Source organism: Streptomyces sp. GLSS-08 (assembly GCF_056387915.1).
This window is the reverse complement of record NZ_JBWJAQ010000026.1, coordinates 46,384-73,241: the sequence shown is the minus strand read 5'-3', so window position 1 is coordinate 73,241 and position 26,858 is coordinate 46,384. Positions and strand designations below refer to the sequence as shown.

The following is a 26,858-nucleotide window of genomic DNA, read 5'->3' as shown; positions in this document are numbered from 1 at the left end:
CGGGGAGAGACGCACCACCCGACCACCGGGTGCGCCGAGGCGCCTCTCGCCGCGGTCCTGATCCTCGCCGTACCGTGCGCCGCGTTCTTCCCGGCGTACGCGGTCCCGCCGCGGCGGCGGGCCGCTTCTTCCGGGGTCCTCAGCGGTTCGGCGCCGGTGGTCGCCCGGTGAAGCCGTCCGCCCGGTCCGTCACGCGTTCCTCACTGGCTGCGATATTTCCCCCTCGCCGTATACATCCCTTTTGTCGGCGTGGGTACTCCGGGACCACTCGGCCGCACCGACCGGAGCGGCCGTCCCGCAGGGAGGCAACCAGTGAAGACCCTCGTGGACCCCACGCCCACGACACTGCGGGCCGCTCGCCGGCAGCGCCGCATCCGCGTCGCGTCCGTGCCGGCCGGGCACGTCTACGTGGCGCATCTGCAGCCCCCGGACGGGGACGGCACCGTGGATCTGCTGCCGGACCCGCGCCCGACCGGCGCTCCGAGCACCTCCCAGCGCTGGTGGCCGCCGGTCATGCTCGACCCGGCCTGGGTCGAGGCGCACCATCGGGACTTCGACGTCTTCCATCTGCACTTCGGCTTCGACGCGCAGTCGCCGGCCGAGCTGAGCGCCCTGGTGGCGGCACTGCGCCGGCACGGCAAGCCGCTCGTCCAGACGGTGCACGACCTCCGCAATCCGCACCAGCCCGATCCCCGCCCCCACCGGGCCGCGCTCGACGTCCTCGTCCCGGCCGCCGACCGCCTGGTCACGCTCACCCGGGGCGCGGCCGACCGGATCGAACTGCTGTGGGGACGTACCGCGCGGGTGCTGCCCCACCCCCATGTCGTCGAGGAACCCGAACTGTCGGCGCCCCGTCCGCCGCACCCCGGTTTCGTGATCGGCGTACACGCCAAGAGCATCCGCCCCAACATGCGGCCCCTGCCGGTGATCCGCGCGCTCGCCGACCTGGTGGCGGACCTGCCCGGGGCGCGGCTGCGGGTCGACATCCACACGGAGACCGCCGACCCCCGCGCCCACGCCCACGCGCCCGGGACGCTGGCCGCCCTGCGGTCCCTGGCCGACGCCGGCCGTATCGACCTGCACGTCCACCACTACTTCGACGACGCGGAGCTGTGGAGCTACCTGCGTTCCCTGGACCTCTCGGTGCTGCCGTACGCCTTCGGCACGCACTCGGGGTGGCTGGAGGCCTGCTACGACCTGGGCACGGCCGTCGCCGTCCCCGACTGCGGCCACTACGCCGAGCAGCGCCCCTGCCACGTCTACCGCATGAACGACGACGGGCCCGACCGCCCCTCCCTGCGCGCCGCGGTCGAGGCCGCCCACGCCGGGCGTCCGGCGCCCCGGGCCGACCCGGCACAGCGAGCCGCGGAACGGCGTGCCGTGGCCGCCGCGCACCGGGCGCTCTACGAGGACCTGCTGCGATGAGCAGGCCCCTACGGGTCGCGCTGATCGCCTCCGCGCGCTACCCCATCAAAGAGCCCTTCGCGGGCGGACTCGAGGCCCACACGTGGTCCCTGGCCCGGGAACTCGGCCGCCGGGGCCACCACATCACGCTGTTCGCCGGAGCGGGCTCGGATCCCGCCCTCGGTGTGCGCGAACTACCGGTCCACCGCGCCGAGTTCAGTGAGGCGGCGCGGGCGGACCTGTCCATGACGGACCCCTCGTCACTCGCCGAGCACCACGCCTACCTGCGGCTGATGGTCGACCTGGCCCAGGACGGCGGCCCCTACGACATCATCCACAACAACAGCCTCCACTACCTGCCCGTGGCTATGGCACCGGCGCTGCGGATCCCGGTGGTGACCACGCTCCACACGCCGCCCACGCCGTGGCTGGAGTCGGCCGTCCAGACCAGCCCGGGGCGCTGCGGACACTTCGCCGCGGTCAGTGATCACACGGCGCGGGCCTGGTCGCCGCTGATCCCCTCGGCGCGCGTCATCCTCAACGGGGTCGACACCCGGCGCTGGCGTCCGGGACCCGGCGGCACGGACCTGGTGTGGTCCGGCCGGCTCGTACCGGAGAAGGGCCCGCACCTGGCGATCGAGGCGGCACGCAAGGCGGGTCTGCCACTGCGGCTGGCCGGGCCGACACCGGACCGCGACTACTTCGACCGCCGGATCGCCCCCGGACTGGGCGACGGCGTCTCCTACGAGGGGCACCTGACCCGGGACGAGCTGGTGGCCCTGGTCGGCCGGTCAGGGGCCGCCCTTGCCACGCCCTGCTGGGACGAACCGTACGGACTCGTGGTGGCGGAGGCGCTGGCCTGCGGCACCCCGGTCGCCGGCTTCGACCGGGGCGCGCTGCGGGAGATCCTCACCCCCGACTGCGGCCGGCTGGCGCCCTGGCCGGACACGACGGCGCTGGCCGGGGCGATCGGGGAGACGATGGCGCTCGACCGGACCGCCTGCCGGGAGCGCGCGGTGCGCCACTGCTCGCTGGACACCATGGCCGACCAGTACGAGCTGCTCTACGAGGAGCTGATGGCGGCATGATCGGCTACTACGTCCATCACCACGGGCGCGGTCATCTGCACCGGGCCGTCTGCATCGCCCGGCACACCGAGCGCCCGGTCACCGGACTGTCGAGCCTGCCCCGCCCCGCGGACTGGCGGGGCCCCTGGGTGCGCCTGCCGCTGGACACCGGCGGTCCGCTCACGGACGTCACGGCCAACGGACGGCTGCACTGGGCACCCGCGGGCCACGGCGGCTACCGCGAGCGCATGCGGCTGGTCGCCGACTGGATCACGCGTGCTCGCCCTTCGCTGCTGGTCAGCGACGTGTCCGTGGAGATCGCCGGGCTCGGCCGGCTCCTCGGCGTGCCCGTCGTCGTCGCCGCCATGCGCGGTGAGCGCCGGGATCCGGCCCACACCTTCGCCTACGACCTGGCGCGCGGCCTGCTCGCCCCGTGGCCCGCGGAGCTTGTGGAGCCGGGCTGGCCGGAGCGCTGGTACGCGAAGACACTGCACGCGGGCGCCTTCTCCCGCCACGACGACCGGCCGCGCCCGGCCGGGACGGCGCCGTCCGGCAGCAGGCGCCGCGTCCTGGTGATGCTGGGCGCCGGGGGCGGTGACGTCGACGACGCCCTGCTCGCACCGGCCCGCCGCGCCACCCCGGACTGGGAGTGGACGGTCCTGGGCGGCGGCGGGACCTGGGCCGCCGACCCCTGGCCGCTGCTGTGCGCAGCGGACGTCGTGGTCACCCACGGCGGCCAGAACGCTCTGGCCGAGTGCGCGGCGGCGCGCCGGCCGGCCGTGGTGATCCCGCAGGACCGGCCGTTCGGTGAGCAGAGCGCCACCGGCCGCGCCCTGGCACAGGGCGGTATCGCGCTCGTCCGGGCGTCCTGGCCCGCCGCCCGGGAGTGGCCTGACGTCCTGTCCGGCGCGGTCCGGCTCGGCGGGGCCGGCTGGGCCCGGTGGTCGTACGGGGACGGCGCCCGGCGGGCCGCCTCCTTCCTGGACCGGCTCGCCGGCTCGTCGGCCGAGGAGGCGTCGTGCGTCGCGTAGCAGTGATCACCCCGGTCGCCGGACGGCACGACCACCTCGCCCTCCAGCAGCGGGCGCTGGCCGCCGGCACCCTGCGCCCCGACCACTACGTGGTGGTGACGATGGACGACGCCGAGGCGGGGCGGCTGGTGGCCCGCGGCGATCCGGCCGGCGACCCCGTCGCCGTGGAGCGGCCGCCCGGTACGCGCGGACTGCCCCTGGCGGCGGCCCGCAACGCCGGAGCGCGGCGCGCCCTCGCCGCGGGGGCCGACTGCCTCGTCTTCCTCGACGTGGACTGCGTGCCGGGTCCGCGGACGATCGCCCGCTACGCCGCACTGGCCGACGACACCAGCATTCTCTGCGGCTCCGTCGGTTACCTGCCCCCGCCGCCGCCCGGCGGGTACCGGCTCGACGACCTGCCCGCCCTGGCCGAGCCGCACCCCGCCCGGCCGGTGCCCGGACCGGACGAGATCGTCGACGAGGCGGACCCGGCCCTCTTCTGGTCGCTGTCCTTCGCCACGACGGCGGCCGCCTGGGAACGCATCGGCGGCTTCTGCGAGGCGTACACCGGCTACGGGGGCGAGGACACCGACTTCGCGCTGCTGGCCGCGGAGGCGGGCGTCGGCATCGCCTGGCTCGGCGGCGCCCCGGCCTACCACCAGCACCACGCGGTGAGCCGGCCCCCCGTCGAGCACCTGGACGACATCCTGCGCAACGGAGCCCTCTTCAACCGGCGCTGGGGCCACTGGCCCATGCGGGGCTGGCTGGAGGACTTCGCACGCCTCGGCCTCGTACGGCACGACCCGCACAACGACAGCTGGATCAGGACGGCGAACGCGCCGCCGCCCGCCGGTCCCGCGCCCGGAGGATGACCCCGCACGCCCGCGCCCGCCGCCCGCCCGTACGCCCGCCGTCAGCGCGGGCGCCCCGCAGGCCACCGTGTCGAAAGGGGCGGGCCGGACAAGCCCGCCGGCCCCGCAGGGCCTCCGGCTGCGCTCTCCCCCGTACGAGGTACACGACCCCGGCCCGCACCACGATAACTTTCTGTTGTAGGTCATGTACGTTGCGTACATGAATGCCCCAACTACAGCGGCTCCTCCCGGTCCTGGCACCGTCGCGGTGCTGACCGGCGTGGGCTCCTGGCTCCCGTCCCGCCGGGTGACCAACGAGGAACTGTGCGCCCGGCTGGACAGCAGCGACCAGTGGATCCGGGAACGCATCGGAATCCGGGAACGCCGTCGCGCGGACCCGGACGTGTCCACGGGCGACATGGCCGTGGACGCCGGACGCCGGGCGATGCGGTCGGCGGGGGCGGACACCGTCGACGCCGTGGTGCTGGCCACCACCACCCCCGATCACCACTGCCCCGCCACCGCGCCCGCCGTCGCGCACCGGCTCGGGCTGCGGGAGGCGGTCGCCTTCGACATCACCGCGGGCTGCGCGGGATTCGTGCACGCGGCGGCCGTCGCCGCCGGGCTGATCGGCGCCGGCACCGCCCGCCGGGTCCTCGTCGTCGGCGCCGAGACGATGTCGGCCGTCATCGACCCCGACGACCGCGCCACCGCGCCCCTGTTCGGCGACGGGGCGGGGGCCGTGGTCCTGGAGGCCGGCACCCCCGGCGAGGACGGCGCCCTGGGGCCTTTCGCCTGGGGCAGCGACGGCGGGCTCGCCGACGCCATCGCCATCCCGGCCGGCGGTGCCCGTCAGCGCGACGGACGTCACTCCGCGCCCGCCGGTGACTTCTTCGTTCACATGCGCGGGAACGAGGTCTTCCGGCATGCCGTGCGCCGGATGAGCCGGGCGGCCCGGGACGCGGTGGCGGCCGCCGGCTGGACCCTCGACGAGGTCGACCGCCTGATCGTTCACCAGGCCAACGGCCGCATCGGCGCCAGTGTCGCCGACGCCCTCGGCATCCCCGCCGAGCGCACCCCCTCCAACATCGACCGGGTCGGCAACACCGCCGCCGCCTCCGTACCCCTGCTGCTGGCCCATGCCGCGGACGAGGGGCAGCTGAAGCCGGGGCACCGCGTGCTCGTCGTCGCCTTCGGCAGCGGACTGGCGTGGGCCGCCACGACCCTCGTCTGGCCGCCGGGGATCACCGCGGAGCTCTGAGGTCCGCCGCCCGGCACGCAAGGATGAGTACGCAAGGAGACGCACACGTTGCTGGAAGAACTCAAGGGGATCCTGACGACGCAGGCCGGCCTGCCCGCCGCCCCGATCACCCCGGACGCGACGCTGGCCGGCGCGGGCATCGACTCGATGGCGGTGACCGTGCTGTCCATGCACCTGGAGGACCGGATGGGACTGGTCATTCCGGAGAAGGAGCTCGCCGCCGTCCCCACGGTCAACGCCCTGGCGGATCTCATCGCCGGGCGGGCCGCCGGGGGTTCCTGATGCTGCCCGCCGCCACCGCCGCGTGGACGGCACCGCCCTGGCTCCCGCCGGACCGCACCCACGAGGACGTCGTACGGCTCGACTGGCGCGGCCTGCGCTACACCTGCCGCGTCATCATCTCGGACGAGGCGCCGGCCACCGAACCCCTGGTCCTGCTGGGCGGCGCGCTGCAGGACATGTACGCCTGGCCCCGGCTGGAGCGCCGGCTCACCGGACACATGCCGCTGGTGCTGGTCGACCTGCCCGGCACCGGCACCGCGGACGACCTGCCCGCCGAGGAGGGCTTCGACGTCCTCGCCGACGCCGCCCTGCACGTCGCGGACCGGCTCGGCCACGACCGGGTGAATCTCCTCGGCGCCTCCTACGGCGCACCGATCGCCTACCGCGCGGCACTGCGCCGTCCGGACCGCGTCGCCCGGCTGGTGCTGGTCGGCGCGGCACGCGGCATGAACCCACGCCTCAGGTCACTGTGCGAGGACATGAGGGGCGTGGGGGCCACCCTGGGGCAGGAGGGAGCCCGCGCACAGACCGCCGTTCAGGCGGCCGCCGACCGTGCCGTCGCAGGGCTGCTGAACACGGCCCGCACGGAGCGGGTGGTCCAGGCGCCGGCCGTGGCCCGGCTGCTGCGGCGCCAGTTCACCGCCATCACCCCGGCCGAGGCGCGCCGTCACGCCGTCTGCCACGAGCGGCTGCTCGCCGCCGACCCCATCCCGCCCGAGGGCATCGACTCCGTGCCCGCGCTGGTGTTCACCGGCGAGCACGACCACACCAGTACGCCCGAGGAGAACCGTGCCGTCGCGGCCGCCATCGCCGACTCGGTCTTCCTCCTCGTGCGGGACGCCGACCACATGGTGCACCTCGAACGGGAGGCGGAGTACGCCGACCTGCTGCTGCGCTTCCTGACGGACCGCCCGCTCGACGGCCTGCCGTACTGCACGGCGCCGGAGCGCCTGCCCGGACCCCGGTGAAGCCGACCGCCTCGGCTTCCGGGAAGCGGCTGCGCGCTCACGGCGGCGAGTCGCTCACCCGGCCGCCGGGGTGATGGTGCCGACGGTGATGCCCTTCGGGCCGAGGTGTGCGCTGGGTTCGCTCTCGGTGCCCGCCGAGGGGTCGATCACGCGATCGAGCGCGGGGCCGCCGGAAGCCGGCGCCTCGGTGAGGGCCGCGGTGACCTCGGCGGGAGTTGTGGGCGGTAGCCCTTGCCACGTCCAGTTCGTGGGCGCGCAGTCCGGCGGTGCTGCTCCTTGGCCGACAGCCGGGAGCGGATTTGCACCCTGGCCGGCGGGTGCGCGGCGCGGAACGCGGCGACGGGCAGCGCGAGGGTCGTCGAGGCGGCCGGGTCCGTGCCCAGCCGCAGGTGGTGTGGACGACGCCCGTCGGCATGCCGTCACGACCGAGGTCGAAGGCGACCTCTAAGGCGTGGGTGCGCAACGCGCTGTCCTGAGCGGCCACGGACGTCACCCTGTCGGCGAGTCCGTGTCACGGCCGCTACATTCGTCCGCCGTGCGATCACGTGAGTACGACCTCGACTTCCGCGACCGGTCCGGGCGGATACGCGCCTGGGGCATCGGCCTGCTCGCCTTGGCGGGGCTCCTGTGGGCCTGGTGCGCCGTGCTGGTGCTCACGCCGTACGAGGTCGACAGGAAGCCCGACGACCAGTACCCCGCGGAGTGCGAGTCGCGCCTGTTCACGGATCGCGGCACGGCCAACGACGGTCTCCAGCGCTACGACTACTGCCAGAACGAACGCGACTGGCCCGAGGCGCTCGCCGTCCTCGGCCTCTCCGTCCCGGTGTCGGTCGCCGGCGTCGCGCTGTTCACGACCGGCTCGCTGAGCCGCCGGATGAGCGCGCACGCCGAGGCGATGCGCGAACTGGACCGGCTCGCCGACGCGCGGAAGGCGTAGGGACGCCGCACGGCAGGCTCGACGAGCGTGCGGTGTTCCGCCGGGGAGATACGGCCGTCGCCATCCGCGTCCACGGCGTTGAAGACGGTGTCGGCGGTCGCCGTGACTGCGTCGGCCATGGCGGGCAACCGGTCGACGAGGGCGAGCCCCCGGTGACCGGGCCGACCCGGGAGTCCTGGCCGCCAGCCGTAGAAAAGATGCGTCAGCGAAGTGAGAATTGCGGCCGCGGAGACACGACATCGCGCTGGAAATCGTACTTGCCGCGCCTTCGGGCGGACACCGTGCTAGGCTCAATCTCAGTTGCAGTTGTGGTTCCCGTAAACTTCAAGTGCCTTGGACGACCTATCGTCGTCGGGCACTTTTGTATTTCCGGTGCTGTTTTCCGGACGGGGTTCCTCACGGCGACGCCGGGGTCCACACAGTGCGGGCCCCAGGGCACAGCCCCGAAGGAGAATTAGACATGGCTACTGGCACCGTTAAGTGGTTCAACGCGGAAAAGGGCTTCGGCTTCATCGAGCAGGAGGGTGGCGGCCCGGACGTCTTCGCCCACTACTCGAACATCGCCGCCCAGGGCTTCCGCGAGCTCCAGGAAGGCCAGAAGGTGAACTTCGACGTCACGCAGGGCCAGAAGGGCCCCCAGGCGGAGAACATCACTCCCGCCTGACGCTGACAGCGCCTGAGACAGCTGGGGCCCACACCTCGCGGTGGGGCCCCAGCTTGTTGCGTTCCGCGGGCGGTCCGTCCGACGCCCGCCTACGACCGGACCGGGTCCTTCCCCGTCCCCGACGGGGCCGGTGACCCGGGACCCGTCACCCATTCCAGTGGATTTCCGGCCCTCGCGGCCCGGGGCCCCTGACAGCCGCGCCGGGCGACCGGCCGGACTTTGTCTCGCATTCGGCTCGTTCTTGCAATTCGTTCGGCCCACCGTTGCCGGGAATTCCTCGATACGTGCCATATCGGTGCCATATCGAGGAAGGTTCTCCATGAACCGTTCAGCTCGCACGAACGACCGTTACTCCGGGAAGCGCAACGACGGCTCCGGCACCGACCGGGGTGCCCGCTTCCGCTCGCAGGGCCAGGGGCGCCCCGTCACCCGTTCGGACGGCCCCGGGCGACGGCCGTCCGCGCCGCAGGGTGAATTCGCCCTGCCTGTCACGGTCACCCCGGCCCTCCCCGCCGTGACGGCCTTCGCGGAGCTGGACCTCCCCGCCGAGCTGCTGGAGACACTCACCGGTCTCGGCATGCACGAGCCGTTCCCGATCCAGGCCGCCACCCTGCCGAACTCCCTCGCGGGCCGTGACGTCCTCGGCCGCGGGCGTACCGGATCCGGCAAGACGCTCGCCTTCGGGCTGGCGCTCCTCGCACGCACCGCCGGACAGCGCGCCGAGGCGCGCAAGCCGCTGGCCCTGGTGCTCGTCCCCACGCGCGAGCTGGCCCAGCAGGTCACCGACGCGCTCACCCCGTTCGCCCGGCTGCTGAAGCTGCGGCTGGCCACCGTGGTCGGCGGCATGTCGATCGGGCGGCAGGCGAGCGCGCTGCGCTCCGGGGCCGAGGTCGTCGTCGCGACGCCCGGCCGGCTCTCGGACCTCATCGAGCGCAAGGACTGCCGTCTGGACCGGGTGAACATCACCGTCCTCGACGAGGCGGACCAGATGGCCGACATGGGCTTCATGCCCCAGGTCACCGAACTGCTCGACCAGGTACGCCCGGACGGCCAGCGGATGCTGTTCTCGGCCACGCTGGACCGCAACATCGACCTGCTGGTCCGCCGCTACCTCCACGACCCGGTGGTCCACTCCGTCGACCCGTCCGCGGGCTCGGTCACCACCATGGAACACCACGTGCTGCACGTGCACGGCGCCGACAAGTACGCCGCCGCCACCGAGATCGCGGCCCGCGACGGACGCGTGCTGATGTTCCTGGACACCAAGCACGCGGTCGACCAGTTCACCAAGCACCTGCGGGGCAGCGGGGTGAAGGCCGCGGCGCTGCACGGCGGCAAGTCGCAGCCCCAACGCACCCGCACGCTCGCCCAGTTCAAGTCCGGCGGCGTCTCGGTGCTGGTGGCGACCAACGTCGCGGCGCGCGGCATCCACATCGACGACCTCGACCTCGTCGTCAACGTCGACCCGCCGGCCGACCACAAGGACTACCTGCACCGCGGGGGCCGTACCGCCCGCGCCGGCGAGTCCGGCAGCGTCGTCACCCTCGTCCTGCCCAACCAGCGCCGTGACATGACGCGCCTGATGTCGGTGGCGGGCATCAGGCCCCGGATCACACAAGTCCGTTCCGGTGAAGCCGAGTTGAGCCGCATCACCGGCGCGCAGGCCCCGTCCGGTGTTCCCGTCGCGGGCAGCACGCCGGTCACGGAGCGCCCCAAGCGCGGCGGCGCCCCGTTCCGCGGCATGGGCACCCGTCCCGGTCGCACCGGCGGCGAGTCCCGCCGGGCCACGGAGGCACGCCTGACCGCCGAGGCCCGCAAGGCAGCCCGGATCCGCCGCGGCGCGTGAGCCCGGGCCGGGGCCCGGCGCACTCGGGCTTGCCCGACGGCTGACCGTCCTCGATCGCCATCGCCCGGCCCGGCCATCGCGTCGGACTTCGGAAAGGGCGGATCTCGGCTGGAGCGCGGGAGCCTCGCGGAACCGTCAGTTTCCCAGCACCTTGGCCCTTCGCTCCGTCGTGTAGCCGAGACCGTGCCGGTAGATCTCAGGAACTGAGTAGCGCCCGTCGGACCCCCTGCCAAGCACGCCGAAGGCGATCAGGGTGTCGGCTTCCTCGCTGTCCAGGCCCACATCGTCCAGGTTGAAGGGCACTGAGACACCTTTCGCCTGCGCCAGCTTCTCAAGCAGTTCCCCTACCTCCTGGTTCTCGGCAGCGGTAGCTTCGATTTTGTTGTTGCTGCAGGCCAGGAGCGCTTTGCGCATGGCGACGGGTGCGAGCACCCGGTCCTCCCAACCGTCCTGCCCCAGCGACAGTTTGGCCGCCTCCGCGAGGAAGACGACTACGTCGCGAGCCTGGACCTGACCCTGGTAGTCGCCGAGCGCAGCAGGCACCCACAGGTGCGAGCGTGCTTCCCGCGACTTCTCCGAACCGACCTTCCAACCCCACACCTGGATCAGATTCTGTACCAGGTCGTCGTACCCCATGTCCCTGATCGCGTGGGCGGGCACCGGCTCCGGCAGCGCCCCGGCTTGCCCGCACACCCAGAGGGCGAGACGGAGTGCCTCTTCGTCGTCCCAGCTCAGGGCGTAGCGGTCGTACCGTGCGAGCAGTTGGCCGCTGTTCTGTCGTACGGCCCGTGTGACCAAGTCCTTGCGGACGAAGACGACCAGCCCGTACGGCCTTCCCCGCAATGCACGCAGCCATCCCAGGACGTCGACGAGCAGGACGCGCAATGCCGTCTTCTTGGTCTCGGTGTCGAGATTCTGCAGCAGGTCCTCGAGCCCGTCGATCACAAAGAGCGCGGGGGCCCTGGGACTCCAGAACACGAGTGCGTCCTCGGCGCTCTCACGACTGTTCTCGTCCCACATCCCGGCGGCCAGGGCGAGGCATTCCAGCCAGAGCCTGCGCCAGGCAAGGTCATCGTCGCCACGCAGGTCGGCGAGACCACTCCGCAGACGGTCGCGTACCGCCTGGCCGCTGCTGGGCCTGATGGTGGAGCCGGCCCTGGTGTGCTCCTCCGCGAAGTTGTCCCGCAGCGTCTGCGGGTCGGCCAGTCCGGGTTCAAGGTTCGCCGATTCGAGTACGGGCACCACTGGCAGCGTCAGCTGGACGCCGTCGACGCCCGCGGTCTCGGCGAATCGCTCCCACCGTCCGGCCGCGCACGCCTTGGCGAAGAGGAAGGTCTTGCCCGCTCCCTTGGCTCCGACCACGAGGGCGATCGGCGGTTCCGTACGGTGATCACTGAGGAGTTTGCGCAGTGGGTCGGTGACCAGGAAACCGTCCACGGACGCGAGGCCCTCGCCCTCGGCGTACACCAAGCCCTTGGCCGTCCTGGCCAGGCCGTCCCGGAGTCGCTGGATGTCCGCCTCGCGCGCCGCCCCAGCCTCGTGCCCACTCGGCCCGCGTACCGGAAGCAACGGACGGAGCACATCGCTGATCCCGCAACCGTTGATCACCTCCAGGACGCTGTCCCACTGCGAGGGCAGCCCGAGCAGCTCCTCTCGGAACCGACTGAGCACGGGCCGGACCAGCACGTCGATGTCTGCTTCGACGACGACCTCGCCGGCCCCGTCATTGGTTTGACCGTCATCATGGTGCGCAGCTCTGCCGAGGGCAGCGGTCAGAGCTGCGGTGAGCCGCTCCCGGGCCTGCTCTGCCAGAGCGGTGTGGGAATCCTCCCGGTATTGCGTGACGATCACGGCCCCGGCCGGATCCACACCCTGCACCGTGGGTGCCTTCTGTCCGAGCTGGCGGATCAGCTGCTCCGTACCAGCGAGCGACTGGTGGCTGATGGTCGTGACGAAGATCCGCTGCACTCGGGGGTCGAGCAGCACCGGCGCGGCGAGTTCGGACGCACCGGCCCGCAGATCGATCACGACGACGTCGGCACCGAGTCGCTCGCCCAGCGCCGCGAGCGCCTCGGTCAGGAAGTAGGGGGAACGGCTGGGCGTCAGCAGATCAGCGGGTTCGATCCGGGCCGGCCACAAGGTGTCCCGGCGGCTGGTGGGCACGAGCGTGAGCCGGCCGCCTCCTGGGTAGCGGCCCGCCTGCTGATTGGGGAGGTAACGAGCTGCGATGTCGACGGCCGCCGTCCAGTGGTCGTCCCGCGATCCCTGCAACAGGGCCAGGAAGTCCTCGTAGGCGAAGTCGCACTGGCCGCCCTGTGCACGATGCATCCAGGTGATGCCAGGGGCTTCCAGGTCGGCGTCGATCAGAAGCACATGCCGCCCTTCCCGGGCCATGGCATCAGCAGCCGCCACGGCGTGCACGGTGCGGCCGACCCCTCCTTTGAAGGAGTGGAAAGCCATGAGCTGTACGTCCCCCGCGAACCGGTCGTCGTCCGGTCGGCGGAGCCGGTCGGCGAGGCCCCGGGTGATGTGCTTCTCCCGCAACAGAGGCAGCCTCCGCCCTGTGACGCCTTCCGTCGAAGGTTCGATGTGCACCTGCAGACCGACCAGTTCCCTCGCACGCGGATCGTCGAGCCTCAGCAGCAGGGAGCCGTCGATCTCGACCGCGGATCCGCCTCCGAACGTCTCGTTCAGCCAGTCCCGTACGGTTTCGGGTCGAACACCCGGTTCGGTGATCAGCTCCAGACTCTCCCACCAGCCGTCAGCAGCGATCAGCCAGGCCGGCCACTCTCCGCGCATGGCGAGTCTGGTCAGGTGCTCGTCCACGTCGACCCAGGTGAAGAGATGCTCGGGCGCCGTCAGTCCGCCCAGGCTGTCGAGTCCGTCCAGGCTGTTCGGTCCGGCCATCGTGCTGCGGTGTCCTCTCGGTCCTCTTCGATTCTCTGTCCTGCACGCCCACCGTGTCCGCACCACGCGTCTCGTCGGGGCTCCTGCCCCATGACCGGCCGGTCAGCTTCGCGCGTCGTTCTCGCACCAGTCGATGAGACCACGCAGCAGTTCCTGCGCCTTCTTCTCGTCTTCCGCATGGAGTCTCGCACCATAACGCCACGCCTGATGGAGGTCGGAGAGTGCGAGGGTGCCCGCGTCGGGGCCGCCCAGTCGACAGCTCTGCATGCGGTTCAGGACGGCGTCGATCGCCCGGGGCAAGTTCAGTTCCTTGGCCAGCGCCCGGAGGTCGTGCGTGGGCTCGAGTGCGGTGGTGTCCCGCTGCCCGCGTCGGACCAACAGCCGCTCCTTCAGCCCGCATTCGGCGGCGTAGAACAGGAGCAGTCCGCAGGACGCGCCGTCCCCTCGCCCCGACACCGCGTCCGCGCTCGCCCTCAGCTCCGCGCGCCGCCTACGCAAGGCGTGCACGCCCACCGGAAGAACCATGCGGCCGATGTTCGCACACGGCGGGCCGGACCAAGGGCCCACCCTGGAAGCGGGCACATCCCCCGCCCCGGCCAGACATGGCAGTGCGGGCCGAGATCAATCTCGACCCGCACGAAAACGTCAAATCCCCACGGTTCACAACCGTGGGGATTTCACTGGTGTCCGAGGGGGGACTTGAACCCCCACGCCCGATAAAGGGCACTAGCACCTCAAGCTAGCGCGTCTGCCATTCCGCCACCCGGACCAGGTGTCTGCCGCCTGGGCGAGGGTGTTCCCCGCTCGGCGACATGGACAACAATACCAAGCTTTCAAGGTGCGTTTCACCTGCGTATCCGTGCCCTCGGAGCGGTGCCGGGAGGCCGGGCGCGGGTGTGCCTACAGTCTCACCATGGGTCACTGGACGACTACGGGGGACGGCCGGAAGGGGCGCCGCCCCCTGGCGCTGTCGCCGCTGCGGGAGCACGTACGCGACACGTTCTGGTTCGCGCCGACAGCGGCGATGCTGCTCGTCCTCTTCGTGTGGGCGGCGGCGTCGGAACTCGACTCCAGGATCGTCGAGTCGCTGCAGGAGTCGCACGACTATGACGCGCTGGAGAAGCTTCTCAAGATCGCCGACGACGCGCGGGTCGTGGTGACCACGGTCAGCTCGGCGATGATGACCTTCATCGGTGTGGTGTTCAGCATCTCGCTCGTCGCGCTGCAGATGGCGAGCGGCCAGTTCAGCCCCCGGGTCGTGCGGATCTTCGTACGGAGCCGGATCACCAAAGCCACGTTCGCCGTCTTCCTCGCGACGTTCGTGCTGTCGCTCCTCGTGCTGACCGGCTTCGACGGCGAGCGCGATCCCCGGCTCGTCGTGTCCGTGCCGCTGGTGCAGTCCGCCCTGACCCTGCTCATGGTCGGGCTGAGTCTGCTGCTCTTCGTGATGTACGTGAACGCGATGCTGCGGCTCATGCGGGTCGGCCATGTCATCGACCGGATCACCCGGGAGTCGTTCGCGGTGATCGCGCGCACGACCGTCCCCGCGGCCGGGCGCGAGGGCACGGCGGCGGACGACCAGGCGGAGCTGGCACCCGAGACCGCGCTGATCACCCACCAGGGGCGCGCCGGAGTGCTGCGGGACGTGCACGTCGCCCAGCTGGTCCGGGCCGCGCGTCAGCATGGCGTCGTACTGCGGCTCATCCCGCGGATCGGCGATTTCGTCGTGCCGGGCACCCCGGTACTGGCCGTGCACGGCGGACCCGCGCCCGCCCGGCGGTTCCTGCGCCACACCGTCTCCGTCGGGGTCGAGCGCACGTTCCACCAGGATCTCGGGTTCGGGCTGCGGCAGCTGTCCGACATCGCGTTGCGCGCGCTGTCCTCCGCCGTGAACGACCCGACCACCGCTGTGCAGGCGCTGGACCGCATCGTGCAGTTCCTGACCGCCGTGTCCGGCCTGCCGCTCGGCGCCGCACTGCACCGCGACCGGCAGGGGGACGTGCGGCTGGTGCAGCCCGTGCCGGGCTGGCCGGAGCTGGTGGATCTCGGGTTCGCCGAGATCCGGGGGTGCGCCGTCGACACCCCCCAGGTGACGCGGCGGCTGGTGGCCGGACTGGACGATCTGCTGCGGATCACGCCCCCGGAGCGGCGCGAGCCCCTGCAGCGGCACCGTGCGCTGCTGGAGCGGGCCGTGGAGCGGGCGGTTCCCGAGGCTGCCGACCGGGCTTTCGCGCTCGCGCCCGACCGGCAGGGCATCGGATAGCGGCGAGCGCGGCGGGCGGCGCCCACCGTCACCAAACGGCATCAGCCCGCCGCCACCTCACGGCATCAGGTGGTGCGCGGGGAAGTTCCCCGACGCCGGGGCGACGGCGGCCGGTTCGCAGCCGGGCGCCACCGCCGCACCTGGACCCGCGTTTCGCCGGGGTGCCGTCACCCCGGAGGTGTCGTGGGCGGGCCAGGGGTGTCCCGCGGGCCGGGCAGGTCCGCCGGAGTTCCCCGGTCGTTGCCGCCGAACGCCGCGTCGAAGGAGGCCGACGGCGGCTCGAAGTCGTACGCCTTGAGGCGGGCCAGCGCTTCGGGTGCGCCCTGGAGCCGGTCCATGCCGGCGTCCTCCCACTCGACCGAGACGGGCCCCCTGTAGCCGATGGAGCGCAGCATCCGGAAGACGTCCTCCCAGGGGACGTCGCCGTGGCCCGCGGAGACGAAGTCCCAGCCGCGCCGCGGGTCGCCCCAGGGCAGGTGCGAGCCGAGGCGGCCGTTGCGGCCGTCGAGCCGCTTGCGGGCTTCTTTGCAGTCGACGTGGTAGATGCGGTCGCGGAAGTCGTAGAGGAAGCCGACGGGGTCGAGGTCCTGCCACACGAAGTGGCTCGGGTCGAAGTTCAGGCCGAAGGCGGGACGGCGGCCGACGGCTTCCAGGGCACGCTGCGTGGTCCAGTAGTCGTAGGCGATCTCGCCGGGGTGGACCTCGTGCGCGAACCGCACTCCCTGGGCGTCGAAGACGTCCAGGACCGGGTTCCAGCGGGTGGCGAAGTCCTCGTAGCCGCGTTCGATCATCGTCTCGGGGGCGGGCGGGAACATGGCGACCAGGTGGCAGATCGCCGAGCCGGTGAAGCCGATGACGGTGTCGACGCCGAGGGCGGCCGCGGCGCGCGCGGTGTCGGCCATCTCGGCGGCGGCCCGGCGGCGTACGCCCTCGGCTTCACCGTCGCCCCAGATACGGGCGGGCAGGATGGCCCGGTGGCGTTCGTCGATGATGGCGTCGCAGACGGCCTGGCCGACCAGGTGGTTGGAGATCGCCCAGCACCTGAGACCGTACTTGTCGAGAAGCCGGTGACGCGACTCGACGTACGCGGGGTCGGCGAGCGCCTTGTCGACCTCGAAGTGGTCCCCCCAGCAGGCGAGTTCGAGTCCGTCGTAGCCGAAGTCGCGGGCGAGGCCGCAGACCTCTTCGAGCGGCAGGTCGGCCCACTGGCCGGTGAAGAGTGTGAAGGTGCGGGGCATGCTCTGGTGCCTCCTCGGGCCGGGTGGGGCCTCAGGCCGGGACGGGCGTGTAGACGGAGTTCTTCGCGGCGCTCTCCTCGACGGCGGCCAGCACGCGCTGCACCTGGAGCCCGTCGGCGAAGGACGGCAGGGGCGGCCGGTCGGCGGCGATCGCCCGCACGAGGTCGCGGGCCTGGTGGGTGAAGGTGTGTTCGTAGCCGAGGCCGTGACCGGGCGGCCACCAGGCGTCCAGGTAGGGGTGGCCGGGTTCGGTGACGAGGATGCGGCGGAAGCCCGCGTAGGCGCCCGGTTCGGTGTGGTCGTGGTAGGAGAGCTCGTTGAGGCGTTCCAGGTCGAAGGCCAGTGACCCGCGCTCGCCGTTGAGTTCGATCCGCAGCGCGTTCTTGCGTCCGGTCGCGAACCGGGTGGCCTCGAAGGAGGCCAGGGCGCCGGAGGCGAAGCGGCCGGTGAAGAGGGCGGCGTCGTCGACGGTGACCGTTGCGAGCGCGGCCGGCGGGTCGCCGGCGCCGTCACCCGGCACTCCGGCCGCCGACAGACCGCTGGACGCGCCGAAGGGCAGCGGCCGCTCCCGTACGAACGTCTCGGTGAGGGCGGACACCCCTATGACGGGCTCCCCCGCCAGATACTGCGCGAGGTCGACGATGTGCGCGCCGAGGTCGCCGAGGGCGCCCGAACCGGCCAGCTCCTTGCGCAGTCGCCAGGTCAGGGGGAACTGCCGGTCCACCAGCCAGTCCTGAAGGTAGGTCACCCGCACGTGCCGCAGGGCTCCGAGGCGTCCTTCGGCGACCATGGACCGGGCGAGCGAGGTGGCGGGCACCCGCCGGTAGTTGAAGCCGACCATCGACACCTGGCCGCGCCGGGCGGCGTCCTCGGCGGCCCGGGTCATCGCCTCCGCCTCCGCGACCGAGTTCGCGAGAGGTTTCTCGCACAGCACGTGCTTGCCCGCGGCCAGCGCGGCGAGGGCGATCTCGGCGTGGCTGTCGCCGGGTGTGCAGATGTCGACGAGGTCGACGTCGTCACGGGCGATGAGGGCTCGCCAGTCGGTCTCGGCCGCCGCCCAGCCGTGCCGGTCGGCCATCGCCCGCACGGCCTGCCCGTCCCGGCCGCAGACGGCGGCGAGCACCGGGCGCAGCGGCAGGTCGAAGACGTGGCCGACGGTGCGCCAGCCCTGGGAGTGGGCGGCGCCCATGAACGCGTAGCCGATCAGGCCCACGCCGAGGGGCGGCTTCCCCGCCTCGGCCCCGGCTTCCTCGCGCTGGTGCGGCTGTCCCATGCCGATGTCCTCCTCTTCGTCGTGGCGCGGTCGGGGTCGGGCCCGGCGCGGCGGACCGGCGCCGGGCGGGCTCCCGTCACTTGAAGCCGGTGGGCATGTAGCGGTCGACGTTCTCCTTGTCGACGACGGCCGAATGGAGCGTGAGCGAGGCCGGGATCTCGAACTCGGCGAGACCGCTCACCCCCTTGCCCTGGCCGAGGGCGCGGGCGAGGTCGATCGCGGACGCGGCCATGGTCGGCGGGTAGAGGACGGTGGCCTTGAGGACGCTGTCGCCGGCCTCGATGGCCCGGAAGGCGGAGAGCGCGCCGGCGCCGCCGACCATCAGGAAGTCGTCGCGTCCGGCCTGCTCGATGGCCCGCAGCGCGCCCACACCCTGGTCGTCGTCGTGATTCCACAGGGCATCGAACTTGGGTTGCGCCTGGAGGAGTTGGGCCATCCTGGACTGGCCGGACTCGACGGTGAACTCGGCGGCCTGGCGGGCCACCTTCCGGATGTTCGGGTAGTTCTCGAGGGCGGCGTCGAAGCCGTCGGTGCGCTGCCTGGTGAGTTCCAGGTTGTCCAGGCCGGCGAGTTCGATGACGCGGGCGTTCCGCGTGTCCTTGAGCTTCTCGCCTATGTAGTGGCCGGCGCTGAGACCCATGCCGTAGTTGTCGCCGCCGATCCAGCAGCGGTACGCCTGCGGGGAGTTGAAGATCCGGTCCAGGTTGACGACCGGGATGCCCGCGCGCATGGCCTTCAGGCCGACCTGCGTGAGGGCCTTGCCGTCGGCCGGCAGCACCACCAGGACGTCGACCTTCTTGTTGATCAGCGTCTCGATCTGGCCGATCTGCGCGGCCGTGTCGTTGGAGCCCTCGGTGATCTCCAGCGTGACGTCCTGGTACTTCTTCGCGCGGTTCTTCGCGTTGTCGTTGATCGCGTTGAGCCAGCCGTGGTCGGCCTGCGGTCCCGCGAAGCCGATGGTGACCTGCTTGCCGGGCTTGTCGTCGGCGGCCGGCTGGTCGTTCGCGGCCGGCTTCTCGTCCTTGGACTCGTTGCTGGTGCAGCCGGTGAGGAAGGCTCCGACCGAGACGGCGGCGGTCCCGAAGAGCAGTCCTCTGCGGCTCGTGCGACTCGTGCGGCTCGTGGGTTCTGGCATGGCGGTGGGCCCTTCCGTACGGTGCGGCTCAGGTGGTGTACGCGGTGCGGCGCTGGACGAGCACGGCGGCGACGATGATCGCGCCCTTGGCGATCTGCTGGACGTCGGTCTGCAGGTTGTTGAGCGCGAAGATGTTGGTGATCGTCGTGAAGATCAGGACGCCGAGCACCGAGCCGGTGACGGTGCCGCGGCCGCCGCTGAGCAGCGTGCCGCCGATGATCGCGGCTGCGATGGCGTCGAGTTCGTACAGGTTGCCGTTGGTGTTCTGGCCCGAGCCGGACAGGACGATCAGCAGGAACGCGGCGATTCCGCAGCACAGTCCGGAGAGCAGGTACAGGTACAGACGCTGCCGCCGTACGTCGATGCCCGCGAGCCGTGCCGCCTCGGCGTTGCCGCCGACGGCGAGCGTGCGGCGCCCGAACGTGGTGCGGTTCAGGATCAGCCAGCCGACGACGGTGACGACGGCGAAGACGAGGACGAGCGGGGGAACGCCCAGCACGTACGCGTCGCGTTCGCCGAGTCTCAGCACGCCGTCCACGGTGACGATCTGCGTCCTGCCGTCGGTGAGCTGGAGGGCGAGACCGCGGGCGGAGGCCAGCATGGCGAGCGTGGCGATGAACGGGACCATCGCCCCGTAGGCGATGAGGAGGCCGTTGACCAGGCCGCAGCCGGCTCCGACGATCACCGCGGTGAAGAGGACGCCGGTGAAGCCGTACTCCTGGGTGGCGACCGTCGTCGCCCATACCGAGGCGAGCGCGACGACCGCGCCGACCGACAGGTCGATGCCGCCGGAGGTGATGACGAAGGTCATGCCGACCGTGACGACACCGATCACCGAGGCCTGGGTGAGCACGAGTTGGAGGTTGCGGGTGTCGAGGAACTCGTCGGGCCTGGTGATGCCTCCGACGACGGTCAGCGCGGCGAGGACCCCGAGGAGCGAGAGGGTGCGGATGTCGGCCCGGGCCGTGAACGTCCGCCACGGCGGGTGTTCCTTGGCCGGCGCCGCTGTGCGGGTGTCTCCCCTGGGCGGGGACACGGGCTGCGTCATGACACCGGGCTCCTTTCGCCGGCCTCCGGCCCGCCTGCCATGACGAGGTCGAGGACGCGGTGTTCGTCGAGTTCGCGGGCGGGTGCCGTGTGGACGACCCGGCCTTCGCGCAGTACGAGTACGCGGTCGGCGAGCCCGAGCACCTCGGGCACTTCGCTGGAGACCAGCAGGACGGCGAGTCCCTCGTCGGCCAGCCGGCGGATGACCGCGTACAGCTCGGCGCGCGCTCCGACATCGACGCCGCGGGTCGGCTCGTCGAGCAGCAGCACCCGGCAGCCGCGCAGCAGCCAGCGGGCGAGGACGGCCTTCTGCTGGTTGCCGCCGGAGAGGGTCCGCACCGGCACGGAGGGGTTGTCGGGGCGCAGCGACAACTCCCGGGTGGCGGCGCGAGCCGCGCCGAGTTCCGCCCGCCGGTCGACCCAGCCCCCACGGGAGAAGCGGGACATGGAGGAGACGGACACGTTGCGGGTGACGGACTCCAGCATCAGCAGGGCCTGGGCCTTGCGTTCCTCGGGAGCGAGCCCGAGTCCGGCGCGGACGGCGGCGCGTACGCTGCCGGGCCGCAAGGGGCGTCCGTCCACGAGGACGCGGCCGGCGCTCGGCTTCCGCGCTCCGTAGACCGTCTCCAGGATCTCGGAGCGGCCGGACCCGACGAGTCCCGCGATGCCGACGATCTCGCCGGGGCGCAGCTCCAGGTCGAGTGGCGCGAACTCGCGCTCCCTGGCGAGGCCCTGGACGGTCAGCACCGGCTCTCCGGACGGTTGCCGCGCGGGCCGGTCCGGGAAGACGTACTCGACGTCGCGTCCCGTCATCAGCGCCACCACCTCGCGCGTCGGCGTGGACTTCGCGGGGAGTCCGACCGCGACCGCGCGTCCGTCCTTGAGCACGGTCACGCGGTCCCCGACGCGGCGGATCTCCTCCAGGCGGTGGGAGATGTGGACGACGGCGACTCCTTCCGCGGTGAGGTCGCCGACGATGCGGAAGAGGTTGTCCACCTCGTCGGGGTCGAGGGCGGCGGACGGTTCGTCCATGACGATGAGGTGTACGTCGTGGGAGAGTGCCCGGGCCATGGAGACGATCTGCTGCTGGGCCGCCGACAGGTCGCCGACCAGCCGGGCGGGGTCGATCTCCGGATGCCCGAGCCGGCGCAGCAGCGCGGCGGTCGAGTCCCGGGCCGCCTTGCCCCGTACGACGAATCCGGCGGCCGTGGGTTCGTGCCCGAGGTGGACGTTCTCGGCCACCGACAGGCCTTCCACCAGGTCGAGTTCCTGGTAGATGGTGGCGATGCCCAGACGCATGGCGGCGATCGGCGACCGGAGCGTGACCGTTTCGCCACGCCAGCCGATCGTGCCGCCGTCGGGCTGGTGCGCGCCGGCCAGGACCTTGATGAGGGTGGACTTGCCGGCCCCGTTCTGGCCGAGCAGGCAGTGCACTTCGCCGGCCTGGACCTCGAGGTCGACGCCGTCCAGGGCCCGGACTCCGGGGAACGACTTGGTGATGCCGGACATGGTGAGCAGCGGTGGTTCTGGTGCCATGACGGTTCCCCTCGGCGGGTGCGGGCCGGTTGCAGGGCGGGGCGTTCGCGGGGCGGGGCGTTTGCGGGCGCGGGCGAGGTCGGGGCAGGTGGGGTTCGGGGCAGGGCGGAGCGACGTGCGGGTGAGGCGACGTGCGGGCCTGTGCGGCCTTGGGCCTTACGCGGGTGAGAAGAGGTGGTCGCTGATGAGCCGGGCCGCGCCGATCACTCCGGCGGTGGGGCCCAACTCCCCCAGCACGATGGGTAGGTTGCGGGTCGCCAGGGGCAGCGACTGGCGGTAGACCTGGGTGCGGATCGCGGCGAGCAGGGTGTGGCCGAGGCCCGTCACCCCGCCGCCGATCACCACCAGACCCGGGTTGAAGAAGCTGACCAGGGTGGCGAGGACCTGGCCGGTCCGGTTGCCGCCCTCACGGATGAGGTCGAGGGACGTCGCGTCGCCCGCGGCGGCCGCGGCGGCGACGTCGACGGCGCTCAGCGCGCCCGCCGCGTCCAGTCGCGCCGCGAGCTCGTGCGAGAGTCCCTGCTGCGCCGCCTCCGTCGCGTCGCGGGCGAGTGCGGCACCGCTGAAGTGGGCCTCCAGGCAGCCGCGGTTCCCGCACGCGCACGGGCGGCCGTCGGGCACGGCCTGGATGTGCCCGATGTCGCCCGCGCTGCCCGTCGTACCGCGGTACACCTCGCCGCCGACGACGATCCCGCAGCCGATGCCGGTACCGATCTTGACGCAGAGGAAGTCGCCCACGGAGCGTGCGACGCCCGCGTGCTGTTCCCCCATGGCCATCAGGTTGACGTCGTTGTCGACCATGACCGGGCAGCCGAGGTCCTGGCTGAGTGCCTCACGGACCGGGAAGCCGTCCCAGCCGGGCATGATCGGCGGGGCGACGGGGACGCCCTCGGGGAAACGGACCGGCCCCGGCACGCCGACGCCGGCGCCGTCGAAGCCCTCCGCGAGGCCGGACGTCCGCAACTTGGCTGCCATGGCGAGGACTTGCTCGAAGACCGCGACGGGGCCCTCGCGTACGTCCATGGGCTGGTTGATGTGCCCGAGGACCTCCAGCTCGGCGTTGGTGACGGCCACGTCGATCGAGGTCGCCCCGATGTCGACACCGAGGAAGCGCAGTGCGGGTGCGAGCCGGATGTTGTGGGAGCGGCGGCCGCCGCGGGACGCGGCGAGTCCGTCGGCGACCACCAGGCCGGTCTCCAGGAGCCGTTCCACCTCGACGGCCAGCTTCGACCGCGAGAGTTCGATCTGGTCGCCCAGCTGGGCACGGGAGTTGGGGCCGCCGTCCCGCAGCAGACGCAGCAGCCGCGCCTGGTGCGCGTTCGCGGGTCGAGCCGTCATGCGTCTCACATGCCCCTCCCCGCCTCAACCGGCCCTGTCCGTCGGGCTTTCGAGGTGAACGTAGCAGCGGGCGCCGGGGGTGGGAAGAAGTGGCGCACGAATTGCCGCAGACTTTCGCCACTCACAGGACAAAGGCGTGCGGGGCGCTGCGGATGGGGCCTCGCTCAGTCCGGCGGCGGCGCAGGATCGGTCCCGGCATGGGAGCGGTGCGGCGCAGGATCGGTCCCGGCGCCGGAGCGCCGCGGGGCAGGATCGGTCCCGGCGCCGGAGCGGTGCGGCACAGGATCGGTCCCGGCGCCGGAGCGGTGCGGCACAGGATCGGTCCCGGCGCCGGAGCGGTGCGCGAGAGGCGCGTCCCGGGGCTGGACCGTCCTCATTCCGGGCAGGCCCGCCTTGCGCACGGCCCTGCCGACGATCCATGCCGAGGGCACCGGGCCGTGATGCCGGGAGTCCGTGCTCAGGGACTGGTTGTCGCCCAGGACCACCACGTGACCGGCAGGCACCGGTGCGCCCGGCTCCCCGCCCGGCACGTCCGGGGGCAGCGCATCGCCCGGCAGGGCGGCGATCCGCTTGATCGTCAGCCGGCCCAGCAGCGCGCGGCCTTCGGGTGCCCGCCCGGTCGGCGGCATGTCCACAATCACCACATCGCCACGGCGCAGTCGCGTCGCCGCCACGCGCCGGCCCACCACCCAGTCGCCCGGCAGGTAGGCCGGACTCATGCTCCGGCCGTGCACCAGCACCAGCACGACGGCCCGCCGCACCCAGGCCAGCGTCGCCCGGACGGCGGCGAGGATCACAGCGGCCACCGCCCCGGCAGCGAGGAGCCAGGTCACCTTGCCGCCTCCACGGGATGTCCCGCGGCGTTCGCCACCGGGCCGGCGCCCCTGGACCGATAGCCCTCGGCCTGCGCCGCGAACATGCCCGCGTACAGCCCTCCGTAGGCGATCAGCTCGTCGTGCGTCCCGCGCTCGGCCACCTCACCGGCGTCGACGACCAGCAGCTCGTCGGCCTCCCGTACCGATCCCAGCCGGTGCGAGATCAGCACGCTCGTGCGGCTTCCGCGGTACGCACGCAACTGGCGATGGATCCTGGCCTCGGTCTCGGCGTCCAGACCCGAGCTGGGTTCGTCCAGGATCAGCAGGTCCTGGCGCCCGCGCAGGTACGCCCGCGCGATGGCCAGCCGCTGCCACTGCCCGCCCGACAGCGTCACGCCCCGGTCGCTGTCACCGCCCTCCTCGTCGCCCTGGAAGAAGATCCGGGACAGCAAGGTGTCGTATCCGTGGGGCAGTTCCCGGACGAAGGCGTCCGCGCCCGACCGCTGTGCCGCTTCCGTCACCCGCTCGGGCGAGGCGTTCGGCAGGTCGCCCAGCGCGACGTTCTCGTAGGCGCTCAGGTCGTACGTCATGTAGTCCTGGAACACCGCGCCGATCCGGCGCCGCAGCTCCGCCGGATCCAGGTCGCGCAGGTCCACACCGTCCCACAGGACCGCACCCCGTTCGGGGTCGTACATCCGGCAGAGCAGCTTCACGATCGTGCTCTTGCCCGCGCCGTTGCGCCCGACCAGCCCGAGGGAACGGCCGTGAGCGACACGGAAACTGACGCCTCGCAGCGCCCACGGATGGCCGGGTGAGTAACGGAACCACACATCCCGGAACTCGATGCCCGAGGACAGCTCCGGGACCGGCGACGGCTTCTCCGGCACCGGAAGGTCCACTCCACCGTCGACGATGGACAGGTAGTGCCGGAACATGAGCAGTTGCTGATGGGACTTGGCGATGTCCCGCATGAGCCCGGAGCCCGCGGACTGGACTCCGGCCACGGACGTGATCATCAGCGACACGTCACCGAGGGAGATCCGCCCGCCCAGCGCCGCGAGCACCGCCCAGATGACCGCCGCGCCCGCGCTGCTCGCGGTGACGAGACCCGCCAGTGTCTGGGCCGCCAGCTCCTGTCGGTCGAGCCTCGCCCTGACGGAGTCGGCCTTGACCTTCTCCCGTGTCATCCGCGCCGAGAGCTGTCCGCCGATGTCGAACAGCCGTATCTCCTTGGCGGCCTGGAGGTTCGTCAGCAGTTCCCGGTAGAAGATCTCGCGCCGTTCCGTCGGGCCGATCTGCCAGTAGGCGTTCACCCTGCGCCTGGCGAGCCACATCTCCGTCGCCAGCACCGGCACGACGGACACGACGACGACCGCCGGCAGCCACCGGGCGAGCACCAGCAGCGAGCCCAGGAATCCGCCGGCCATGGCCACCGCACGCACCACGGACAGCACCGTGGCCACCAGCACGCCCGGAGTGGCGCCGCCGTGCTGCTGCGCGAGGCGGAGGCGGTCCACGAACGCCGGGTCCTCGAACCGGGCCAGCCCCACGAGTCGGCCGGTCGCCTCGTAGAGCTGCTGCTGTGCCAGCAGGCCCACGGCACGCTCGAACTCCTTGTTGGCGTACATGAGCACATGCGGCAGGCAGCCGGTGAGCAGTCCCGCGGTGCCCAGGCCCACCGCCAGGAGGACGACCTGACCGCGTTCCGCTCCACCTCCCTGAGTGAGGAGGTCGAGGAGCGACTTGGTCAGCCAGGCGGCGGCCACGGGGGTCACGGCGCTCGCGAGTGTGAGCAGCGCGAGGACGCAGATTCCCCCGCGCGAGGCACGCCAGGTCAGCCGCAGGGCCTTGATGATCGCCCGCGTCGTCGTCACGCGTCCACCAAGGCCGACACGTTCCCGATCAGTGAACCCGCCGCCCGGACCACCTTGTCCGGGCCGATCACCGCGAGCGCCGGGTACACCCGTGCGGCCAGGGCCAGGGACACCGGACCGTCCAGTTCCTCGATCACCACGGTGGCCACGGGCTGGGCCAGCGCGCGCTTCTCCCGGACCTGCTCGGGCGTTCCCACCAGCAGGGCGAGTGCGCGCTCGCGGGAGATTCCGCGTTTGCGCAGGAACGAGACGAACTCCGGCAGCCGCTCGTCGCACTTGCCGCAGCCGTGCGCGAAGACGCCGACCACCGTGTGCCCGTCCGTCAGGAAGTCGTCGGACAGGTGCTCGCCCTCGGCTGTGACGGTGGTGAACGTGCCCACCCGCTCACCGACCGCCAGCATCACGTCGGGAGTGCCCGGGGTCAGATCCAGTCCGCTGTACGCGGTCCGTTCCTCGATCTCGCGCAGCCGCCGCAGAACCCCCACGGTGAGCGCGATGTTCACCACGCAGAGTGCTCCGAACAGGACGGTCAGTGCGATGACGTACGGCATGGTTCTTACCCTTCTTGCCTGAGCGGCCGGAACAGCCGGGAGATGTCGTCGGTGAGCAGCGTCATGCCGGCGGCCACGGCGCCGAACACGAGCGAGGTGGTCACGCCCGCGAAGCCACCGGCGTCCCCGCCCGGCGTCAGCGCGCAGAGCACACCGGTCAGCGAACCGGCCAGCAGGAACGCGTTCCTGACCAGATGCGCGGTGCCCACGGGGGCCGAGGAGGCCGCGCCGAAGCAGCGGCATGCGACCTGCTCACCGCGCCGCACCGTCGCACCGATCGCCACGGAGAAGGCACTCAGCAGTGCGGTGGCGAGCACGAATCCGGCGAGGGACGTCATCGGCAGCGCGAGCAGGACGACGGTCACCGCCTCCGTGACGATCACCGCCACGGCGGTGGGCCCGGCGGGGAGGCGGGGCGCCAACGCCCGCACCGAGTCGGTGAATCCGCGATACGCGGGGCGGTTTCTGAGCTTCCCCGCCACGGAGAGCACGAACACGAGGGAGATGAAGGCACGGCAGGAGATGAGAACATGGGCCATGGAGGGTTCACCTCTGGATGACGGCGTCGCGCCCCGCTATCACCGGGGCGCG

General features: G+C 72.2%; 23 protein-coding genes and 1 tRNA gene. 11 read left to right on the top strand and 13 right to left on the bottom strand.

The window, feature by feature from the left end; genetic code table 11:
• Positions 1-312 precede the first annotated feature (312 nt).
• The 10 genes from AC0ZLC_RS31060 (at position 313) to AC0ZLC_RS31015 (ending at position 10,290) form a co-directional block, all read left to right on the top strand.
• Positions 313-1,425: a glycosyltransferase gene (locus tag AC0ZLC_RS31060; RefSeq protein ID WP_476755267.1), complete on the top strand. Its 1,113-nt coding sequence runs from the start codon at positions 313-315 to the stop codon at positions 1,423-1,425.
• Entirely contained in the window at positions 1,422-2,492 is a 1,071-nt protein-coding gene (locus AC0ZLC_RS31055; RefSeq protein WP_476755266.1) for a glycosyltransferase family 4 protein, read from the top strand. The genes AC0ZLC_RS31060 and AC0ZLC_RS31055 overlap by 4 nt, the downstream gene beginning before the upstream one ends.
• Positions 2,489-3,502 carry a glycosyltransferase gene (locus tag AC0ZLC_RS31050; protein WP_476755265.1) on the top strand — a complete coding sequence of 338 codons (1,014 nt, stop codon included), beginning with the start codon at positions 2,489-2,491 and terminating at the stop codon, positions 3,500-3,502. Before AC0ZLC_RS31055 ends, AC0ZLC_RS31050 begins: the two co-directional genes overlap by 4 nt.
• Positions 3,490-4,353 carry a glycosyltransferase family 2 protein gene (locus AC0ZLC_RS31045; protein WP_476755264.1) on the top strand — a complete coding sequence of 288 codons (864 nt, stop codon included), beginning with the start codon at positions 3,490-3,492 and terminating at the stop codon, positions 4,351-4,353. The genes AC0ZLC_RS31050 and AC0ZLC_RS31045 overlap by 13 nt, the downstream gene beginning before the upstream one ends.
• A 199-nt stretch (positions 4,354-4,552) precedes the next feature.
• Positions 4,553-5,593 (top strand): beta-ketoacyl-ACP synthase III, encoded by a 1,041-nt coding sequence (locus AC0ZLC_RS31040; RefSeq protein WP_476755263.1) that lies wholly within the window; start codon positions 4,553-4,555, stop codon positions 5,591-5,593.
• Between the two features lie 48 nt (positions 5,594-5,641).
• A complete protein-coding gene (locus AC0ZLC_RS31035) occupies positions 5,642-5,875 on the top strand; it encodes an acyl carrier protein (RefSeq protein ID WP_476755262.1) in 234 nt (77 codons plus the stop codon).
• Positions 5,875-6,843 (top strand): alpha/beta fold hydrolase, encoded by a 969-nt coding sequence (locus tag AC0ZLC_RS31030; RefSeq protein WP_476755261.1) that lies wholly within the window; start codon positions 5,875-5,877, stop codon positions 6,841-6,843. Before AC0ZLC_RS31035 ends, AC0ZLC_RS31030 begins: the two co-directional genes overlap by 1 nt.
• Before the next feature lie 535 nt (positions 6,844-7,378).
• Positions 7,379-7,780 (top strand): hypothetical protein, encoded by a 402-nt coding sequence (locus AC0ZLC_RS31025; protein WP_476755260.1) that lies wholly within the window; start codon positions 7,379-7,381, stop codon positions 7,778-7,780.
• 460 nt (positions 7,781-8,240) lie between these two features.
• Complete coding sequence (locus AC0ZLC_RS31020) at positions 8,241-8,444, top strand: cold-shock protein (protein ID WP_100580096.1); 204 nt, start codon at positions 8,241-8,243, stop codon at positions 8,442-8,444.
• A 319-nt stretch (positions 8,445-8,763) separates the two neighbouring features.
• Positions 8,764-10,290 carry a DEAD/DEAH box helicase gene (locus AC0ZLC_RS31015; RefSeq protein ID WP_476755259.1) on the top strand — a complete coding sequence of 509 codons (1,527 nt, stop codon included), beginning with the start codon at positions 8,764-8,766 and terminating at the stop codon, positions 10,288-10,290.
• 135 nt (positions 10,291-10,425) lie between these two features.
• On the opposite strand, the gene AC0ZLC_RS31010 is transcribed toward AC0ZLC_RS31015, so the two are convergent.
• The 3 genes from AC0ZLC_RS31010 to AC0ZLC_RS31000 form a co-directional block, all read right to left on the bottom strand.
• The gene (locus AC0ZLC_RS31010) at positions 10,426-13,197 is read right to left on the bottom strand and encodes a KGGVGR-motif variant AAA ATPase (protein ID WP_476755258.1); all 2,772 of its coding nucleotides are present in this window, start codon (positions 13,195-13,197) and stop codon (positions 10,426-10,428) included.
• A gap of 102 nt (positions 13,198-13,299) precedes the next feature.
• Entirely contained in the window at positions 13,300-13,722 is a 423-nt protein-coding gene (locus AC0ZLC_RS31005) for a hypothetical protein (protein ID WP_476755257.1), read from the bottom strand.
• Between the two features lie 156 nt (positions 13,723-13,878).
• A tRNA-Leu gene (locus AC0ZLC_RS31000) sits at positions 13,879-13,966 on the bottom strand.
• Between the two features lie 144 nt (positions 13,967-14,110).
• Here AC0ZLC_RS31000 and AC0ZLC_RS30995 point away from each other — a divergent pair.
• The gene (locus AC0ZLC_RS30995) at positions 14,111-15,460 is read left to right on the top strand and encodes a DUF2254 domain-containing protein (protein ID WP_476755256.1); all 1,350 of its coding nucleotides are present in this window, start codon (positions 14,111-14,113) and stop codon (positions 15,458-15,460) included.
• Positions 15,461-15,627: 167 nt separating this feature from the next.
• On the opposite strand, the gene AC0ZLC_RS30990 is transcribed toward AC0ZLC_RS30995, so the two are convergent.
• The 10 genes from AC0ZLC_RS30990 to AC0ZLC_RS30945 all read right to left on the bottom strand — a co-directional run bounded on the left by AC0ZLC_RS30990 (position 15,628) and on the right by AC0ZLC_RS30945 (position 26,806).
• Positions 15,628-16,698 carry a sugar phosphate isomerase/epimerase family protein gene (locus tag AC0ZLC_RS30990; protein ID WP_476755255.1) on the bottom strand — a complete coding sequence of 357 codons (1,071 nt, stop codon included), beginning with the start codon at positions 16,696-16,698 and terminating at the stop codon, positions 15,628-15,630.
• 31 nt (positions 16,699-16,729) lie between these two features.
• Positions 16,730-17,971: a Gfo/Idh/MocA family protein gene (locus tag AC0ZLC_RS30985; RefSeq protein WP_476755254.1), complete on the bottom strand. Its 1,242-nt coding sequence runs from the start codon at positions 17,969-17,971 to the stop codon at positions 16,730-16,732.
• Between the two features lie 76 nt (positions 17,972-18,047).
• Positions 18,048-19,106: a substrate-binding domain-containing protein gene (locus tag AC0ZLC_RS30980; RefSeq protein ID WP_476755253.1), complete on the bottom strand. Its 1,059-nt coding sequence runs from the start codon at positions 19,104-19,106 to the stop codon at positions 18,048-18,050.
• Between the two features lie 28 nt (positions 19,107-19,134).
• The gene (locus tag AC0ZLC_RS30975; protein ID WP_476755252.1) at positions 19,135-20,154 is read right to left on the bottom strand and encodes an ABC transporter permease; all 1,020 of its coding nucleotides are present in this window, start codon (positions 20,152-20,154) and stop codon (positions 19,135-19,137) included.
• Positions 20,151-21,689 carry a sugar ABC transporter ATP-binding protein gene (locus tag AC0ZLC_RS30970; protein ID WP_476755251.1) on the bottom strand — a complete coding sequence of 513 codons (1,539 nt, stop codon included), beginning with the start codon at positions 21,687-21,689 and terminating at the stop codon, positions 20,151-20,153. The genes AC0ZLC_RS30975 and AC0ZLC_RS30970 overlap by 4 nt, the downstream gene beginning before the upstream one ends.
• 156 nt (positions 21,690-21,845) lie before the next feature.
• Positions 21,846-23,027, bottom strand: coding sequence for an ROK family protein (locus tag AC0ZLC_RS30965; RefSeq protein WP_476755250.1), 1,182 nt, complete (start codon positions 23,025-23,027; stop codon positions 21,846-21,848).
• Positions 23,028-23,191: 164 nt separating this feature from the next.
• Positions 23,192-23,860 (bottom strand): S26 family signal peptidase, encoded by a 669-nt coding sequence (locus tag AC0ZLC_RS30960; RefSeq protein WP_476755249.1) that lies wholly within the window; start codon positions 23,858-23,860, stop codon positions 23,192-23,194.
• Positions 23,857-25,716 carry an ABC transporter ATP-binding protein gene (locus AC0ZLC_RS30955; RefSeq protein WP_476755248.1) on the bottom strand — a complete coding sequence of 620 codons (1,860 nt, stop codon included), beginning with the start codon at positions 25,714-25,716 and terminating at the stop codon, positions 23,857-23,859. The genes AC0ZLC_RS30960 and AC0ZLC_RS30955 overlap by 4 nt, the downstream gene beginning before the upstream one ends.
• Entirely contained in the window at positions 25,713-26,267 is a 555-nt protein-coding gene (locus tag AC0ZLC_RS30950; protein WP_476755247.1) for a TlpA family protein disulfide reductase, read from the bottom strand. The genes AC0ZLC_RS30955 and AC0ZLC_RS30950 overlap by 4 nt, the downstream gene beginning before the upstream one ends.
• 5 nt (positions 26,268-26,272) lie before the next feature.
• Positions 26,273-26,806 (bottom strand): MauE/DoxX family redox-associated membrane protein, encoded by a 534-nt coding sequence (locus AC0ZLC_RS30945; protein ID WP_476755246.1) that lies wholly within the window; start codon positions 26,804-26,806, stop codon positions 26,273-26,275.
• Positions 26,807-26,858: the final 52 nt, after the last annotated feature.

Bases quoted from the DNA above. Each gene is read 5' to 3' on its own strand.
- AC0ZLC_RS31055 (WP_476755266.1), top strand. From the start codon at position 1,422: ATGAGCAGGCCCCTACGGGTCGCGCTGATCGCCTCCGCGCGCTACCCC.
- AC0ZLC_RS31050 (WP_476755265.1), top strand. From the start codon at position 2,489: ATGATCGGCTACTACGTCCATCACCACGGGCGCGGTCATCTGCACCGG.
- AC0ZLC_RS31040 (WP_476755263.1), top strand. From the start codon at position 4,553: ATGAATGCCCCAACTACAGCGGCTCCTCCCGGTCCTGGCACCGTCGCG.
- AC0ZLC_RS31030 (WP_476755261.1), top strand. From the start codon at position 5,875: ATGCTGCCCGCCGCCACCGCCGCGTGGACGGCACCGCCCTGGCTCCCG.
- AC0ZLC_RS31020 (WP_100580096.1), top strand. From the start codon at position 8,241: ATGGCTACTGGCACCGTTAAGTGGTTCAACGCGGAAAAGGGCTTCGGC.
- AC0ZLC_RS31015 (WP_476755259.1), top strand. From the start codon at position 8,764: ATGAACCGTTCAGCTCGCACGAACGACCGTTACTCCGGGAAGCGCAAC.
- AC0ZLC_RS31010 (WP_476755258.1), bottom strand. From the start codon at position 13,197: ATGGCCGGACCGAACAGCCTGGACGGACTCGACAGCCTGGGCGGACTG.
- AC0ZLC_RS31005 (WP_476755257.1), bottom strand. From the start codon at position 13,722: ATGGTTCTTCCGGTGGGCGTGCACGCCTTGCGTAGGCGGCGCGCGGAG.
- AC0ZLC_RS30995 (WP_476755256.1), top strand. From the start codon at position 14,111: ATGGGTCACTGGACGACTACGGGGGACGGCCGGAAGGGGCGCCGCCCC.
- AC0ZLC_RS30990 (WP_476755255.1), bottom strand. From the start codon at position 16,698: ATGCCCCGCACCTTCACACTCTTCACCGGCCAGTGGGCCGACCTGCCG.
- AC0ZLC_RS30985 (WP_476755254.1), bottom strand. From the start codon at position 17,971: ATGGGACAGCCGCACCAGCGCGAGGAAGCCGGGGCCGAGGCGGGGAAG.
- AC0ZLC_RS30980 (WP_476755253.1), bottom strand. From the start codon at position 19,106: ATGCCAGAACCCACGAGCCGCACGAGTCGCACGAGCCGCAGAGGACTG.
- AC0ZLC_RS30975 (WP_476755252.1), bottom strand. From the start codon at position 20,154: ATGACGCAGCCCGTGTCCCCGCCCAGGGGAGACACCCGCACAGCGGCG.
- AC0ZLC_RS30970 (WP_476755251.1), bottom strand. From the start codon at position 21,689: ATGGCACCAGAACCACCGCTGCTCACCATGTCCGGCATCACCAAGTCG.
- AC0ZLC_RS30965 (WP_476755250.1), bottom strand. From the start codon at position 23,027: ATGACGGCTCGACCCGCGAACGCGCACCAGGCGCGGCTGCTGCGTCTG.
- AC0ZLC_RS30950 (WP_476755247.1), bottom strand. From the start codon at position 26,267: ATGCCGTACGTCATCGCACTGACCGTCCTGTTCGGAGCACTCTGCGTG.
- AC0ZLC_RS30945 (WP_476755246.1), bottom strand. From the start codon at position 26,806: ATGGCCCATGTTCTCATCTCCTGCCGTGCCTTCATCTCCCTCGTGTTC.